Origin of the sequence: Solwaraspora sp. WMMD791, assembly GCF_029581195.1 — a bacterium.
GTDB lineage: Bacteria > Actinomycetota > Actinomycetes > Mycobacteriales > Micromonosporaceae > Micromonospora_E.
Window position 1 is genome coordinate 1,631,856 of record NZ_CP120737.1, and the last position, 15,363, is coordinate 1,647,218.

The 15,363-nt window shown below is 70.9% G+C and carries 17 protein-coding genes; 5 read left to right on the plus strand and 12 right to left on the minus strand.

Annotation, left to right across the window (positions count from 1 at the left end):
* Positions 1–7: 7 nt before the first annotated feature.
* Together O7623_RS07020 and O7623_RS07025 are read right to left on the minus strand one after the other, a co-directional pair.
* Positions 8–781 carry an ABC transporter permease gene (locus O7623_RS07020; protein ID WP_282227775.1) on the minus strand — a complete coding sequence of 258 codons (774 nt, stop codon included), beginning with the start codon at positions 779–781 and terminating at the stop codon, positions 8–10.
* Positions 778–1,557, minus strand: a complete 780-nt coding sequence (locus O7623_RS07025; protein WP_282227776.1) for an ABC transporter ATP-binding protein — start codon at positions 1,555–1,557, stop codon at positions 778–780. The genes O7623_RS07020 and O7623_RS07025 overlap by 4 nt, the downstream gene beginning before the upstream one ends.
* Before the next feature lie 133 nt (positions 1,558–1,690).
* Here O7623_RS07025 and O7623_RS07030 point away from each other — a divergent pair, with 133 nt between their 5' ends.
* Together O7623_RS07030 and O7623_RS07035 are read left to right on the plus strand one after the other, a co-directional pair.
* Positions 1,691–2,818 carry a sensor histidine kinase gene (locus O7623_RS07030; protein ID WP_282227777.1) on the plus strand — a complete coding sequence of 376 codons (1,128 nt, stop codon included), beginning with the start codon at positions 1,691–1,693 and terminating at the stop codon, positions 2,816–2,818.
* Positions 2,815–3,498, plus strand: a complete 684-nt coding sequence (locus O7623_RS07035) for a response regulator transcription factor (RefSeq protein WP_282227778.1) — start codon at positions 2,815–2,817, stop codon at positions 3,496–3,498. The genes O7623_RS07030 and O7623_RS07035 overlap by 4 nt, the downstream gene beginning before the upstream one ends.
* A gap of 15 nt (positions 3,499–3,513) precedes the next feature.
* Here O7623_RS07035 and O7623_RS07040 read toward each other — a convergent pair whose 3' ends face one another.
* On the minus strand, positions 3,514–3,906 hold the full coding sequence (locus tag O7623_RS07040) for a VOC family protein (RefSeq protein ID WP_282227779.1): 393 nt from the start codon (positions 3,904–3,906) through the stop codon (positions 3,514–3,516).
* A 30-nt stretch (positions 3,907–3,936) separates the two neighbouring features.
* Positions 3,937–4,434 (minus strand): helix-turn-helix domain-containing protein, encoded by a 498-nt coding sequence (locus tag O7623_RS07045; RefSeq protein ID WP_282227780.1) that lies wholly within the window; start codon positions 4,432–4,434, stop codon positions 3,937–3,939.
* Positions 4,435–4,490: 56 nt separating this feature from the next.
* Here O7623_RS07045 and O7623_RS07050 point away from each other — a divergent pair, with 56 nt between their 5' ends.
* Positions 4,491–5,024 carry a PaaI family thioesterase gene (locus tag O7623_RS07050; protein WP_282227781.1) on the plus strand — a complete coding sequence of 178 codons (534 nt, stop codon included), beginning with the start codon at positions 4,491–4,493 and terminating at the stop codon, positions 5,022–5,024.
* An 18-nt stretch (positions 5,025–5,042) separates the two neighbouring features.
* Here O7623_RS07050 and urtE read toward each other — a convergent pair whose 3' ends face one another.
* The 8 genes from urtE to O7623_RS07090 form a co-directional block, all read right to left on the minus strand.
* Positions 5,043–5,735, minus strand: a complete 693-nt coding sequence (gene urtE / locus O7623_RS07055) for an urea ABC transporter ATP-binding subunit UrtE (RefSeq protein ID WP_282229342.1) — start codon at positions 5,733–5,735, stop codon at positions 5,043–5,045.
* A 5-nt stretch (positions 5,736–5,740) separates the two neighbouring features.
* The gene (gene urtD / locus O7623_RS07060) at positions 5,741–6,514 is read right to left on the minus strand and encodes an urea ABC transporter ATP-binding protein UrtD (RefSeq protein WP_282227782.1); all 774 of its coding nucleotides are present in this window, start codon (positions 6,512–6,514) and stop codon (positions 5,741–5,743) included.
* A complete protein-coding gene (urtC, locus tag O7623_RS07065; protein ID WP_282227783.1) occupies positions 6,511–7,728 on the minus strand; it encodes an urea ABC transporter permease subunit UrtC in 1,218 nt (405 codons plus the stop codon). Before urtC ends, urtD begins: the two co-directional genes overlap by 4 nt.
* Positions 7,725–8,600 carry an urea ABC transporter permease subunit UrtB gene (gene urtB, locus O7623_RS07070; protein WP_282227784.1) on the minus strand — a complete coding sequence of 292 codons (876 nt, stop codon included), beginning with the start codon at positions 8,598–8,600 and terminating at the stop codon, positions 7,725–7,727. The genes urtC and urtB overlap by 4 nt, the downstream gene beginning before the upstream one ends.
* 33 nt (positions 8,601–8,633) lie before the next feature.
* Positions 8,634–9,857, minus strand: coding sequence for an urea ABC transporter substrate-binding protein (urtA, locus tag O7623_RS07075; protein ID WP_282227785.1), 1,224 nt, complete (start codon positions 9,855–9,857; stop codon positions 8,634–8,636).
* 196 nt (positions 9,858–10,053) lie between these two features.
* A complete protein-coding gene (locus tag O7623_RS07080; RefSeq protein WP_282229343.1) occupies positions 10,054–10,971 on the minus strand; it encodes an acyl-ACP desaturase in 918 nt (305 codons plus the stop codon).
* A 143-nt stretch (positions 10,972–11,114) separates the two neighbouring features.
* Positions 11,115–12,476, minus strand: a complete 1,362-nt coding sequence (hisS, locus tag O7623_RS07085; RefSeq protein WP_282227786.1) for a histidine--tRNA ligase — start codon at positions 12,474–12,476, stop codon at positions 11,115–11,117.
* Positions 12,477–12,490: 14 nt separating this feature from the next.
* Positions 12,491–13,207: an MBL fold metallo-hydrolase gene (locus O7623_RS07090; RefSeq protein ID WP_282227787.1), complete on the minus strand. Its 717-nt coding sequence runs from the start codon at positions 13,205–13,207 to the stop codon at positions 12,491–12,493.
* 293 nt (positions 13,208–13,500) lie between these two features.
* Between O7623_RS07090 and O7623_RS07095 the strand changes: the two genes are divergently transcribed.
* Together O7623_RS07095 and O7623_RS07100 are read left to right on the plus strand one after the other, a co-directional pair.
* Entirely contained in the window at positions 13,501–14,415 is a 915-nt protein-coding gene (locus O7623_RS07095) for a peptidylprolyl isomerase (RefSeq protein WP_282227788.1), read from the plus strand.
* A gap of 44 nt (positions 14,416–14,459) precedes the next feature.
* Positions 14,460–15,287 (plus strand): peptidylprolyl isomerase, encoded by an 828-nt coding sequence (locus O7623_RS07100; protein WP_282227789.1) that lies wholly within the window; start codon positions 14,460–14,462, stop codon positions 15,285–15,287.
* Positions 15,288–15,363: the final 76 nt, after the last annotated feature.

Below are 15,363 nucleotides of genomic sequence, written 5' to 3' on the forward strand. Positions count from 1 at the left end.
AGCGGTGTCACTGCCAGCGGAAGAACCGGGCGGCGACCAGTGTGCTGAGCACGGTGGCGACGGCCAGGGCGAGCAGGTGGCGTGGCTGCGGCGGCTCACCCGCCCAGGCCGCGCCGACCGCCTGCACCGCGGCCCCGAACGGCAGCGCCTCACCGACCGTCGCCACCCGGTCCGGCAGGTTCTGCGTCGGCCCGAACAGGCCACCGGTCGCGCCCATCGCGAAGAACGCCGTCAACCCGATCGCCACCGACGCGTTGCCGCTGGGCGCGACCGCCGCCACCAGCATCCCGACGGCGTACATGGCGGCTGCGGCGAGGGCGACGACGGCCAGCGTACGGCCGGGGTTGCCCGGCGGCCGGGCACCGAACGCGACCACCGCGACCCCGAGGGCCAGCCCGACGCCGACCGCCGTCTGCAGCAGGCTCGTGACCACCTGCGCCGCGAGGACCATCGCCGGGTGGGCCGGCGTCACCGCCAGCCGACGCAGCACCCCGGTGCGCCGGTAGTAGGCGAGGAAGCTCGGCATGTTCACCACCCCGATGGTGGCGATGATGACGGTGAACACCAGCGGCAGCACGTACACGTCGAGCACGGTGCGGCCGCCGGGCAGGGTCTGACCGCCCTGCGCGCTGACCGCGTTCATCACCAGGATCAGCAGCGGCAGCCCGATCGGCACGACCAGGCCGGCGGTGTCCCGGGCCACCATCCGGCACTCGGCGGCGACCAACGCGGCCCAGGCGCGCGGTCCGGGGCGGCGGGCGACGATCTGCGGCGCGGTCACCACGACCCCTCCTCGGCGTCGCGTTCGGCATCGAACGGCTGGCCGGTCAGGGCGAGAAAGGCGTCGTCGAGGGTGGTGCACGGTGCTGCCGTCCCCGTGTCGGCGGCGGTGCGTCCGGCCCGCGCGATCAGTCCGGCCGGGCTGTCGAGAGCGATCAGCCGGCCCCGGTCGATCAGCGCGACCCGGTCACAGAGCCGCTCCACCTCCTCCATCAGGTGGCTGACCAGCAGCACCGTCACCCCGTCGTCGCGCAACTGTTCGACGAGCGCCCAGATGCGTCGACGGGCCTGTGGATCCAGCCCGGTGGACAACTCGTCGAGCAACGCCACCCGGGGGTTGCCGACCAGCGCCAGGGCGATCGACAGCCGCTGTTGCTGGCCGCCGGAGAGCTTCTCGAACCGGGTGTCGCGGCGGTCGGCGAGTCCCAGCAGGTCGATCAGCTCGTCGGGGTCGGCGCCGTCTGCGTAGAAGCTGCGGTACAGCCGGACCAGCTCCCGGACGGTCAGTGCCGCGTGCAGCGCGGCAGCCTGCAGCTGTACGCCGAGCACCTGGCGCAGCCGGGCCCGGTCCCGCCACGGGTCGAGACCGAGCACCCGCACCCGGCCCCGGTCGGGCCGCCGCAGCCCGGCGATGGTCTCCACGACTGTGGTCTTGCCAGCCCCGTTGCGCCCCAGTACGCCGAGGATCTCTCCCGGTTCGACGGTGAGGCTCACCGAGTCCACGGCGACGGTCGACCCGTACCGCTTGTGAATGTCCTCGACGGTGACCGCCGGCATCGCCGTACCTCCTTGATGGGATGTCCGCACGCTATGGCGGCCGGGCCCACCGGCGGATCTGCCGGTGGTCACGGTCGGTGGGGGTGACTTCCGGCAGGGGCGGTACGCCGGACCGGCCGCCTAGCATGACGGGGTGAGCCGATCCGATCCCCGACCCTGGTCCGGGGTGGTCGGCGTACTGACCTGCCTGGCCGTCGGTGCCCCGGTGCTGGTGCTGGGTAGCGGCCCGGCCGCCGGCGCGTTCCTTGTCCCGGTCTGGCTGTGGTGGGTGTGTTTCGCCGGTTTCGTCGTGGCATTGGTGGTCTGCACCCTGCTGGTGGACCGGGTCCGCGACGTCGGCACGCTTCTGGTGTTCGCCGCGCAGGTCGGCCTCGGGGTGACGGTGGTGCTGATGGCGCCGGCGTTCGGGTGGACGCAGATCCTGCTGGTGTTCGGCGCGGCGGTCAGCACCTACCTGAACCGGTGGCCGGTGACGACCGCCGTGGTCGGACTCAACACGGTGGTGGCCGCCGGGGCCGCGTACCTCAACTCGGGTGCGGTCGCCCAGGCACTGCTCAACGCGCTGCTGTACGCCCTGCTGCAGGCAGGCGTCGTGCTGTCGGTGCAGACGTACCTGCGGGAGTTGGCGACCCGGCGCAAACTCGCCGAGGCGCACACCGAACTGCGGGCGGCGACCGCGCTGCTGGCGCAGGCGACCCGGTCGGACGAACGGCTGCGGATCGCCCGGGAGTTGCACGACCTGATCGGCCACCAGTTGACGGTGCTGACCCTGGAGTTGGAGGTCGCCGCGCACCAGAGCACCCCGCCGGCGGCCGAGCACGTCGCCCGGGCCCGGCAGGTGGCGCGGGATCTGCTGGCCGACGTCCGTGGCACCGTGGGCGAGCTGCGCCGGCACGCCCCGGACCTGCGCGAGGCCCTGCAGCGGATCGTCGCGGAGCTACCGGAGCCCGCCGTGCATCTGCGGGTCGACGACGGCATCGCCGTCGACGAGGCGCGGGTCACCGCGCTGGTCCGCTGCGTGCAGGAGGTGGTGACCAACACCATCCGGCACGCCGAGTCGGCCAACCTGTGGATCGAGATCAGCGACGACGACGGCACGATCCGGCTCACCGCCTGGGACGACGGCCGGGGCGCCGGCGGCGAGGTGCGACCCGGCAACGGGCTGTGCGGGATGCGGGAGCGGGTCGAGGCGCTCGGCGGACGGGTGTCGTTGGATGGCGGGCGGGGCTTCCGGGTGCGGGCCGAGGTGCCGGCGGCATGACCGGTGGCCGCGTGACCGGTGGCCGCGTCATCAGCGTCTGCGTCGTCGACGACCAGACCCTGGTCCGCCAGGGCATCCGCAGCCTGCTGGAGCTGGCCGACGACGTCGTCGTGGTCGCCGAGGCCGGCGACGGGCAGACGGGGGTCGCGGCGGTCGAGCGGCACCGGCCCGACGTGGTCCTGCTCGACCTGCGGATGCCCGGCCGGGACGGAATCTGGGCGCTACGGACGTTGCGCGAGCGCGGGGTCGACGTGCCGGTGCTGGTGTTGACCACCTTCGACGATGACGAACTGGTCCTGCAGGCGTTGCGCGCCGGGGCGCGGGGCTACCTGCTCAAGGACGTGACGCTCGCTCAGCTGATCGGCGCGGTGCGCACGCTCGCCGCCGGGGGGACGCTGGTCGCGCCGGCGATCACCGACCGGCTGCTGCGGGCGGTCGCCGCCGGTGACGTGCCGGCGGCCGTGGACCGCGACGCGCCGCCAGTGCAGGAGTTGACCGAACGGGAACGCGAGGTGCTGCGGCTGATCGCCACCGGCTACTCCAACCGGGAGATCGCCGAGGCGCTGTTCCTCGCCGAGGGCACCGTCAAGAACCACGTGTCCGCCGTACTGCTGAAGTTGGGCACCCGCGACCGCACCCGCGCCGTGCTGCGTGCTCTGCACCACGGCCTGCTCGGCTGAGCAGGGAGCGACCGCTCAGGCCGGGCCGACCAGGTCCCACCGGTTGCCGGCGACGTCGAGGAAGACCACGACCTTGCCGTACGGTTCGGTGCGCGGCGCGGTCACGAACCGTACGTCGTGGTCGATCATCCGTTGGTACGCGGCGTCGAAGTCGTCGACCCGCAGGAAGAACCCGACCCGGCCGGCGGCCTGGTTGCCGACCGCCGCCCGCTGTGCGTCGCCGTCGGCGCGGGCCAGCAGCAGGCCGGTCTCGGCACCGGGCGGGCGCACCACCACCCACCGTTTGGGGCGGCCGTCGTTGGTCGTCGACGGGGTGTCCTCGACCAGCTCGAACCCGAGGACGCTGGTGAAGAACGCGATGGCCGGGTCGTAGTCGTCGACGATGATCGCGGTGAGCGAGATGTGCACGCCCGCAGCGTAGGCATCAGGCGTCAGACGTCAGGCGTCAGGTGGCGGGGCTGCGGGGGTGCGGCGGCGGGCACCGGGGCCGGGCCGGGGCAGGGCGTCGCGGGGGCTGGCCAGGTCGTGGCCGGCGGCGCAGCGCATGGTCACGCCGACCTGGGCGCCGCAGTCGCGGTGGGCCACGGTCAGCGCCGAACCGTCCGGGTCGGCGCAGTACCGGTCACCCCACTGCAGCAGGGCGATCAGCACCGGCCACAGGTCCAGGCCTTTGCCGGTGAGCCGGTACTCGTAGCGGTGCCGCTCCCCCGGCTCCTGGTACGGGTGCCGGCGCAGCAGGCCCTGGTCGACCAGCATGGCGAGCCGGTTGGTGAGCACCTGGCGGGGAACGCCGGTGCGTTCGCGCATCTGGTCGAAGCGCCGTACGCCGTTGAAGACCTCGCGGAGCACGACGACGGTCCACCGTTCGCCGAGAATCTCCATGGTGCGGGCGATGGTGCAGTTGTCGATGGACCAGTCGAGTGCGGTAGGTCTCACCGTCACCAGCCTAGGTCTCGTTGACAGACCCAGCAACCGGCTGACAGCCTGCAATGATGACGCAGACTCAGCAGCCGGCACCGGACGCGACGCAGCGCAGCCGTACCTTCTCGTGGACCGACCCGGCGGCGGTCCGGCTGGCCGCGTTGAACGGCCTCGACGGCCTGGACCAGCTGCGGGCGATGGCCTCCGGTGAGATCCCCGCCCCACCGGTGCTGGTGATGCTGGGCCTCGAAGGCCTGGAGCCCGAGCACGGCCGGGTGGTCACCACGCTCACGCCGCAGGAGTTCCACTACAACGCCCTGGGCACGGTGCACGGCGGCATCATCTCGACGCTGCTGGACACCGCAGCCGGCTGCGCGGTGCACTCGGTGCTGCCGGCCGGGACGAGCTACACCTCGATCGACCTGAACGTGAAGTTCCTGCGCCCGGTGACCCTCGCCTCGGGCACGCTGCGCTGCGAGGGCACCGTTGTGCAGCGCGGGCGGCGCACCGCGTACGCCGAGGCGAAGCTGACCGACGCCGCCGGCCGGCTGGCCGCCCACGCCACCTCGTCCTGCCTGCTGTTCGAGCTACCGCCGACGACCTGACCCACTGAGGGGCACAGGTCACACCGACAGCAGTTGGCGGACCGATTCGTCGCGCAGATCCTCCTTGTCACCGGCCCGGACCACCTCGCCGGCGTCGAGGATGACGAACTGGTCGGCCAGCCGCAGCGCCAACTCGAGATACTGCTCGACCAGCAGGATCGCCAACCCGGCCTCGGTGTGCAACCGTTCGATGGCCTCCTCGATCTCCACGATGATCGACGGCTGGATGCCTTCGGTCGGCTCGTCGAGCAGCAGCATCTTCGGCCGGGTGACCAGCGCTCTGGCGATCGCCAACTGCTGCTGCTGGCCGCCGGAGAGGAACCCGGCCCGCCGGCGCAGCAGACCGCGCAGCGCCGGGAACAGGTCGAGGGCCTCGTCCAGGGCCGCCTTGTCGGTCCCGGCCGCCTCGATCGCCACCTGCAGGTTCTCCGCGACGGTCAACTGCGGGAACGTCTCGTGGCCCTGCGGCACGTAGCCGAGCCCGAGCCGGACCCGCTCGTGGGTACGTAGTTTGGTGATGTCGCGGCCTTCGAAGGTGACCCGGCCGGCGCGCACCGGCAGCACCCCGGTGATCGCCTTCAGCAGGGTGGTCTTGCCGACCCCGTTGCGGCCCATCACGCAGACCAGCGCGCCGGCCGGGGCCTGCAGGTCGACCCCGAAGAGCACCTGGGCCCGGCCGTAGGAGACGTCGAGGCCCTCGACGGTGAGCATGGCGGTCACGGCGACGCCTCCTGAGCGACGGGTTCGGTGTTCTCCTCCCGGGCACGGCCGAGGTAGACCTGTTGCACCCGGGGGTCGGCCTGCACCTGGGCGACGGTGCCCTCGCAGAGCAGGGTGCCCTCGTGCAGCACGGTGACGGTGCTGGCGAAGCGGCGCAGGAACTCCATGTCGTGCTCGATCACCATCACGGTGTGGTCCTTGGCGACCTCGCGCAGCAGCTCGCCGGTGCGGTCCCGTTCGCTGCGGCTCATCCCGGCCACCGGTTCGTCGAGCAGCAGCAGGCTGGGCTGCTGCACGATCAGCATGCCGATCTCCAGCCACTGCCGTTGACCGTGGGAGAGCACCCCGGCCGGGGCGAACGCCAGGTCGGCCAGACCGGTGGTCTCCAACGCCCGCGACACCTCGTCGGACACGCCCCGGCGGCGACGCAGCAGGCCGACCAGCGGCCGGCGGAAACTGGCCGCCAGGTCGAGGTTCTCCAGGACGGTGAGCTGCTCGAACACCACCGACGTCTGGAAGGTACGGCCGATGCCGAGCCGGACGATCTGGTGTTCGCGCCGGCCGACCAGTTCCTCACCGTTGAACCGCACCGACCCCGAGGCCGGCCGGGTGCGGCCGGTGACGACGTCGATCAGGGTGGTCTTGCCGGCACCGTTCGGCCCGATCAGGAACCGCAGTTCACCCGGCTCGACGGTGAGGCTCAGGTCGGTGACCGCCCGGAACCCGTCGAAGACCACGTTCAGGTCGCGGACCTCCAGTTTGCCGCTCACCGCTGGTCACCTCCGACCGAAGCGGTCGCGGTCGGCTGCGCCTGCGCGGGCGCCGAGATGTCGCCGGCGGCCGGCGAGACCGGGGCCGCGCCCGGTGGGCCGCCGGTGGACCGGCCGGGCCAGCGGTGCCGTACCGCCGACCAGCCGTCGGCGAGCAGCCCGGCCAGGCCCCGGGGTGCCCACATCATCACCGCGATGAACAGGCCACCGAGCAGGTAGAGCCAGCCCGACGGCCACTGCTCGCTGAGCACCGTACTGCCGTAGTTGAACAGGATCGCCCCGCCGACCGCACCGACCAGCGAGAACCGCCCGCCGATGGCGACCGCGACCAGCATCTCGATCGACGGCACCACACCCAGGTCGGCCGGGCCGAGGATACCGACCACCGGCACGAACAACGCGCCGGCGATTCCGGCCATCGCCGCCGACAGGGCGTACACCAGGGTCTTGACCACGGCCGGGTCGTAGCCGAGGAACCGGACCCGGTCCTCGCCGTCGCGGATCGCGACCAGCAGCTTGCCGAACCGGGAGTGGGTGAGCTGCCAGGCGGCCAGGAACACCAGGCCGAGCGCGCCGACGCAGACGTAGTAGACGATCCGTTTCTGCGCCGGGTCGTACAGGTCCAGGCCGAAGAAGAACTGGACGTTGGTCAGGCCGTTGGTGCCGCCGGTGAGGCCCTGCTGGCCGACCAGCAGGATCACGAACGCGGCGGCCAGGGCCTGGGACAGTACGGCGAAGTAGGCGCCCCGGACGCGTTGCCGGAACACCAGGGTGCCGAGGATCAACGCGACGGCGGTGGGTAGCACCACCACCATGGCCAGGGCGAAGAACGGGTTACGGAACGGCGCCCAGATCGCCGGCAGGGTCTCCACCCCGCTCCACACCATGAAGTCGGGCAGGTTGCCCTCGCCGGCGTCGGCGAGTTTGAGGTACATGCCCATGGCGTAGCCGCCGAGGCCGAAGAAGACGCCCTGGCCGAGGGTGAGCATGCCGCCGCGCCCCCAGGCCAGGTAGATGCCGACCGCGACGATGGCGTAGCAGAGGTACTTGGCCAGCAGGTCCAGCCGGAACGGGCTGAGCGCCAGCGGCGCGACGACCAGCAGCACGACGCCGACGGTGACGAAGACGGCCGGGCCGGGCCACCGGGCGGCCGGGCGGGCGGTGAAGCGGGCGGCCGGCCGGGTGACGGCACCGGGCGTACGGGCGGCGCTCATGTCAGCGCCCGGGAACGGAGGACGAACATGCCCTGTGGACGGAACTGGAGGAAGGCCACGATCACCGCGAAGACCACCACCTTGGCGAGGCTGGCATCGGTCCAGAATTCGACATAGCTGTTGATGACGCCGAGGGCGATCGCCGCGATGACCGCGCCGCGCAGCTGCCCGAGCCCCCCGGCCACGACGACGAGGAATGCGTCCACGATGTAGTAGGTGCCCAGCGACGGCCCGACCGGGCCGATCAGGGTCAGCGCCACCCCGGCGACGCCGGCCAGGCCGGAGCCGATGAAGAAGGTGAGCTGGTCGACCCGGTGGGTCGCCACCCCGGTCACCGCCGCGAGTTGACGGTTCTGCATCACCGCCCGCATCCGTCGGCCGTACGAGAGTTTGCTGAGGTAGAGCGAGATCGCCACCACGCAGGCGACCGCGAGGACCATGATGAAGATCCGGTTGTACGGCAGCCGTACGCCGGCCACGTCGATCCCGCCGGTGAGCCAGCCGGGCGCGGTGACCTGCACGTTCGGCGCACCGAAGATGTCCCGGGCGAGCTGCTGCAGGATCAGGCTGACGCCGAAGGTGAGCAGCAGGGTGTCCAGGGGCCGACCGTAGAAGCGCCGGATCACCAGGCGTTCCAGGATCAGGCCCATGGTGCCGGCGATGAGGAACGCGACCGGCAGGGCGGTCGGGACGGCCTGCGCCCCGACCAGCCCCTGCAGCATGTACGCGGTGTAGGCGCCCGCCAGGATGAACTCCCCGTGGGCCATGTTGATGACGCCCATCTGCCCGAAGGTGAACGTCAGGCCCAGCGCGATCAGGAGCAGCACCGCTCCGATGCTCGCGCCGATGACCAGTTGGTTGAGTACCGCCATGGCGGGCACCTCCCTCCGCTTGCTACCGACCGGTCAGGACAGGCCTTCGGCCCAGTCGTACCCGGTCAGGTACGGGTCCGGCTTGATGGGTTCGCCGGAGTTCCACACCTCCTGGATCTGGCCGTCGGGCTGCACCACGCCGATCCGGGCCGTCTTGTAGACGTGCTGGTTGTCGCCGTCGATGGTGACCTTGCCTTCGGGGGCGTCGATGCTGATCCCGCCGGCGGCTTCCTTGACGGCTTCGACCTCGGTGGTGCCGGCGGCCTCGACGGCGGCGGCCCACAGGTAGACGGCGTTGTAGCCGGCCTCCATCGGGTCGGAGGTGACCTTCTCGGCGCCGTACTTGGCCTTGAACGCCTCGACGAAGGCGGTGTTCCGTTCGCCTTCGGTGGTCTGGTAGTAGTTCCAGGCCACCAGGTGTCCGGCGACGTTCTCCGGGCCGATGCCGACGACCTCCTCCTCGGCGACGCTGACCGAGACGGTCGGCATCGTGTCGGCGGTGATGCCGGCGCTGGTCAGCTGCTTGAAGAAGGCGACGTTGCTGTCACCGTTGAGGGTGTTGAAGACCGCGTCGGGCTTGGCCTGCTGGAGTTTGTTGACCACGGTGCTGTACTCGGTGTGGCCCAGCGGGGTGTACTCCTCGCCGACGACCTGCATCCCGTTGGCCTCGGCGTACGCCTTGATGATCTTGTTCGCGGTGCGCGGGAAGACGTAGTCGCTGCCGACCAGGAAGATCGTCTGGTGGCCCTGCTCCTTGAGGTAGTCCAGGCCGGGCACGATCTGCTGGTTGGTGGTCGCTCCGGTGTAGAAGATGTACGGCGAGCTCTCCAGCCCTTCGTACTGCACCGGGTACCACAGCAGCGCCTTGTTGCGCTCGAAGACCGGCAGCATCGCCTTGCGCGAGGCCGACGTCCAGCCACCGAAGACGGTGGCGACCTTGTCCTGGGATATGAGTTTCTGTGCCTTCTCCGCGAACGTGGGCCAGTCCGAGGCGCCGTCCTCGACGACGGGTTCGATCTGCTTGCCCAGTACGCCGCCGGCGGCGTTGATCTCCTCGATCGCGAGCAACTCTGCATCGCGTACGGTGACCTCGCTGATGGCCATGGTGCCGCTCAGCGAGTGCAGGATGCCGACCTTGATGGTGTCGGAGTCAGCGCCGCCACCCGAGGACGTGGGGTCCTCGGCACAGGCGGTCGCGGCGACCAATGTCGACAATATACAGAGTGCGGCGAGGCCGCCCCGGAAGCGTCGTGGCATCCAACTCCCCTTCAGCCGAAGTTGTGGGTGCCACGAAACGTAGGGAGGCGGAGTTTCACGAATCTCGACGTATCGATTTCCAACGCGTTAAGCCCGCCTCACCGCGAACCTGAACGTTCGGTGAGGCGGGCCGTACGCTGCGTGTCAGCAGGCTGGGCTGTTTCCTGGTGGCCGTCGGCCGGGCCGTACCCGCAGGTCAGCGGCCGCGGGCGCGGCGCTCCTCGCGACGGGCCTCGAACCGCGCGGCGGCGGTCTCCAGCTGGTCCATCTGCGCGGCCAGCTGCTCCCGGGCCGCCTCACCGTCGGCGTCCAGCCCGGTGACGTTCCAGATGTCCCACTGGCGCAGCACCGGCGCGAGCACCTCGTCGCGGTGCTGACGCAGGTCGTAGATGCCGGCCAGGGCGATCGCCACCGACTTGCGGGCGAAGCCGTCGATCCCGGCACCGGGCATCTGGAAGTCGGCGACCACGTCGGCGACCGCCCGCATCGCCTGACTCGGCGCCAGCTCGAACGCCGCGCCGAGCAGGTTGCGGTAGAACATCATGTGCAGGTTCTCGTCGGCGGCGACCCGGGCGAGCAGCCGCTCGCAGTGCGGGTCACCGGTGGCCTTGCCGGTGTTGCGGTGCGAGATCCGGGTCGCCAACTCCTGGAACGACACGTACGCCAGGGAGTGCAGCACCTCGTCGCCGTGGACGTTGGCGTACCCGTTGGACATGTGCTCCATCCGGGCCCGCTCCAACGCCACCGGGTCGACCGCCCGGGTCACGGTCAGGTAGTCACGGATGGCGATGCCGTGCCGCCCCTCCTCGGCGGTCCACCGGTGCACCCAGGTACCCCAGGCACCGTCGCGACCGAACAGGCTGGCGATCTCGTGGTGGTAGGACGGCAGGTTGTCCTCGGTCAGCAGGTTGACGATCAGCGCGGTCCGCGCGATGTCGGGGATCTGCGAGTCGGTCGGCGACCACGGCTCGCCGCCGAGCAGTCCGTCGAAGGTGCGCCCCTCACTCCACGGCACGTACTCGTGCGGGAACCACTCCTTGGCCAGACCGAGATGCCGGTTGAGGTTGTCGGCGACCACCGGTTCGAGCTCGATGAGCAGCGCGGTCTGGGACATCGGGGCGGTGGCGGCGACGGTCAACGACTTTCTCCCAACACGACAACAACCTACGGCTACGTAACTTACGCAACCGTAGGTTATCCGCTGCCGTCGCCGCCACTTCTCCCAGCGGAATTACGGCTAACGTGATTGGTTGTCCGCTATGTCGCTGACCCGGAGGTCATCGGTGCCGGGCCGGAGACCACCGGAGCGAGATCTCCCGGGGCCGGCAGCCAGGCGTCGGCCGCCGCCGCGACCTGCTCCCCCGACCGGATGTCCTTGACGCTGTCCGGCTCGCCGTCCACCCCGAGGAACCAGACGTACGGAATGCCGCGCCGCTGCGCGTACCGGATCTGCTTGCCGAACTTGGCCGCCGACGGTGACACCTCGGCCGCGATCCCCCGACGGCGCAGCGCGTCGGCCACCCGGTTGCCGGCCGGCCGATCGGCCTCGGCCGGCAGCGCCACCAGCACGCAGGTCGGCACCGGGCGGGAGATCGACAGCGCGTCGGCACCGAACAGCAGCCCCAGCAGCCGGGACACCCCGATCGAGATGCCCACCCCAGGGAAGCGGTCCGCCCCGGCCGAGGCGAGATCGTCGTAGCGGCCCCCCGAGCAGATCGAGCCGAACCGCTCGTACCCCTGCAGTTGGGTCTCGTAGACCGTACCGGTGTAGTAGTCCAGCCCTCGGGCGATCCGCAGATCGGCGACGCACAGGCCGGGCGCGTGCGCGGCCGCCGTCTGCAGCACCGCGACAAGCTCTGCCAGCCCTTCGTCGAGCAGCGGGTGCGCGACACCGAGGCCGCGCACCGCGTCGTCGATCGAGGCGTCCGGCGCGGAGATCTCCGCCAGTGACAGGCAGGCCTTCGCCTGGCTCTCGCTGGCACCGGCCGTGCTCATCAGCAGCTCGGCCACCCGCTGCGGGCCGAGCTTGTCGAGCTTGTCGATCGCCCGCAGCGCGGCGTCCGGATCGGTCAACCCGATCCCCCGGTAGAAACCTTCGCAGACCTTGCGGTTGTTGACCTGGATCCGCACCGGCGGGATCGGCAGACTCGCCAGCGCGTCACCGATGATCAACGGAAGCTCGGCCTCGTGGTGCGGCGCCAACTCGTCGCGGTCGACGATGTCGATGTCGGCCTGCAGGAACTCACGGTAACGGCCCTCCTGCGGTCGCTCCCCGCGCCACACCTTCTGAATCTGGTAGCGGCGGAACGGGAACTGCAGCTTGCCGGCGTTCTCCAGCACGTAGCGGGCGAACGGCACGGTCAGGTCGAAGTGCAGCCCGAGGGCGTCGTCGCCGGTCTGCGCGTCCGGATCGGCCTGCAGCCGACGCAGCAGGTACACCTCCTTCGAGGTCTCCCCCTTGCGCAGCAGTTGGTCCAGGGGCTCGACCGCGCGGGTCTCCAGCGGGGCGAACCCGTACAGCTCGAAGGTGCGGCGCAGCCGGTCGATCACGTACTGCTCGATCATCCGCTGCGGGGGCAGCCACTCCGGGAAGCCGGAGATCGGCCGGGGCTTGCTCATCAGGTGCGTCCTTGTCACAGTCCGGTACGGCGGGCCGGCGCGGCGGTGTCGCCGCCAGCGGCCTCCTTGAGGTACGGGTTGCTCACGCGTTCCCGGCCGATGGTGGTGGCCGGGCCGTGGCCGGGGAGCACCACGGTGTCGTCGGCCAACGGCAGGATCTTGTCGCGCAGGCTGGTCATCATCGACGGCATGCTGCCGCCGGGCAGGTCGGTGCGGCCGATGGAGCCGGCGAACAGCACGTCACCGGAGAGGCAGACCTGCTCGGCCTCCCAGGGCGAGCCGGTGCCGGGCAGCCGGAACAGCACCGATCCGCCGGTATGGCCGGGGGCATGGTCGACGCTGATCTCCAGGCCGGCGAGCAGCAGCGTGGCGCCGTCGGTCAGTTCGGCCACGTCGTCGGGTTCGCTGTACGGCAGCCGACCGCCGAACATCGCGGTCAGGTCGGCCGACAGGCCCTTGGCCGGGTCGGCGAGCATCTCCCGGTCGCCCGGATGGACGTACGCGGTGATACCCCGCGCCCCGCAGACCGGCGCCACCGAGAAGGTGTGGTCGAGATGGCCGTGGGTGAGCAGCACGGCGGCCGGCTGCAGCCGGTACTCGTCCAGTGCCTGCTCCAGCTGGTCCAGTACGCCGATGCCGGGGTCGACGACGACACACTGCTCGCCCGGCCCGGTCGCCACCAGATAGCAGTTGGTGCCGAAGGCCTGCGCCGGGAAACCAGTGATGAGCACGCCCCTGCCTCCTCCCGGCCTGCCCGCACGACGGGTCGGGCAGCACCGTGGCCGAGCCTAACGGTCGGTGGCACCGGACGTGCGGTGGCACACCTGCCGGGCCGGCGCGCACACCGGCAGACGCATCCGTCACAATGATGATCTCCGATTGGATACGGAGCGGACCTCATACAACAATTTCCCAGCGGATACCCGTACACTCTGGCGGGCATGTGGCGTGGCGCACCGCAAAGGCGCCCGGATCCGGCGCGCCCGCCACTGGACGCGGGGACGAACACGAAAGGGGAGCACGGGTGGCTTCCAGCAGGGACCGGCAGCGCAAGTTGGCGCGGGCGAAGCTCGACCGGCAGATGGCCCGGCGTGCCGCCAGCGCGCGGCGCAAGCGGCGGATCCGCGCCGGGTTGGGTGCCGGCCTCGCGGTGCTGGTGATCACCGCCGGTTCGGCCTGGGCCCTCGGTGCCTTCGACCGCGAGCCGGAGACCACCACGGAGGCGGGCAGCACCTGCACCTGGACGCCGCAGGACCCGGCGGCCAACAGCAACCTGACCGACGTCGGGACGCCCGAGTCCGTCAACCCGCCGAACCGTGGCGTCCAGCCGATGACGATCACCACCAGCATCGGTGAGCCGATCACCGTGGAGCTCGACCTGGCCGCCGCCCCCTGCGCGGCTGCCAACTTCGCCCACCTGGCCAGCCGTAACTTCTTCGACGACACCACCTGCCACGAGATCACCGACGAGGGCGCCATCCTCTGCGGCGACCCGAGCGGCACCGGGCAGGGCGGGCCGACGTACTCGTACTTCAGCGAGAACGTGCCGGTCGCACCGCAGGTGGACCCGTCGGCGGACCCGACCGTGGATCCGGCGGACCAGCCGCCGCTCTACCCGGCCGGTACGGTGGTCGCGGTCGGCGTGCCGCAGGGCACCAATGGCAGTCAGTTCAAGATTTTCTTCAAGGACTTCACCACCGAGTTCCCCAGCTACCCGATCATCGGTAAGGTCACCGCCGGCATGGCCACGGTCGACCAGATCGGCGCGCTCCCCCGGGTGGACAATGGCAGCGGGGCGCAGGTGAAGCCGGAGACCGACGTCGTCATCCAGAGTCTGACCGTCGGCGAGCCGGTCGAAGAGCCGTCGCCGTCGGCCAGCCCGGAACCGGACCCGTCGGCCAGCCCGGAACCGGACCCGTCGGCCAGCACCGCGTCCTGACGATGACAGTCAGCACCAGATAACCCGATTCCAGGAGGACCACCGTGACGTCGACCAGGGAGCGGCAGCGGGCCGCTGCTCGGGCCCGCCTCGAAAAGGAGATGGCCGAGCGCGCTGCGGCTGCCCGCAAGCGCCGCCAGTTGCAGGCCGGTATCGGTGCCGGTGTCGCCCTGCTGCTCGTCGTGGCCGGCACGGTGTGGCTGGTCGCCAGCCTCGGCGACGACGAGACCGAGACCCCGCAGGCCGACAGCGATCCGGCCGGCACCACCTGCGTGTGGAACGAGATCCCCGCCGAGCAGCGCAGCCCCACCGTCAAGGACGTGGGACTGCCGCCGACCACCACCCCACCGGACACCGGCACCCAGGTGATCACGCTGGACACCAACTTCGGTGAGGTCCAGGTGACGATGAACCTGGCCGAGGTGCCGTGCACGGCGGCCAGCTTCAGCCACCTGGCGAGCAACCAGTTCTGGGACAACACCAAGTGCCACCGGATGTTCCCGGGCATGCTGCAGTGCGGTGACCCGAGCGCCACCGGCGAGGGGTACCGGGACAGCGACGGCACCGGCGGGCCGAGCTACCAGTACGCCAACGAGAACCTGCCGGTCGACGACCGGCCCGCCTACCCGGCCGGGGTGGTGGCGATGGCCAACAGCGGTCCGGACACCAACGGCAGCCAGTTCTTCTTCATCTACCAGGACGTCGAACTGAGCCCCGACTACACGGTCGTCGGGCAGGTCACTCAGGGTCTCGAGGTGATCCAGGAGGCGACCGAGGCCGGACACGACGGCGCGTTCGACCCGTCCCCCGGCGGCGGTCACCCCAACAACGACATCCTGATCAACAGCTTGACCGTCAGCGAACCGCAGTGACCGTGCCGCGGTAGCGGTCAGCCTGCGGACCACCGGGTCCGGTTCCTCCGTCGGTACGCCGACGCGGGAACCGGAC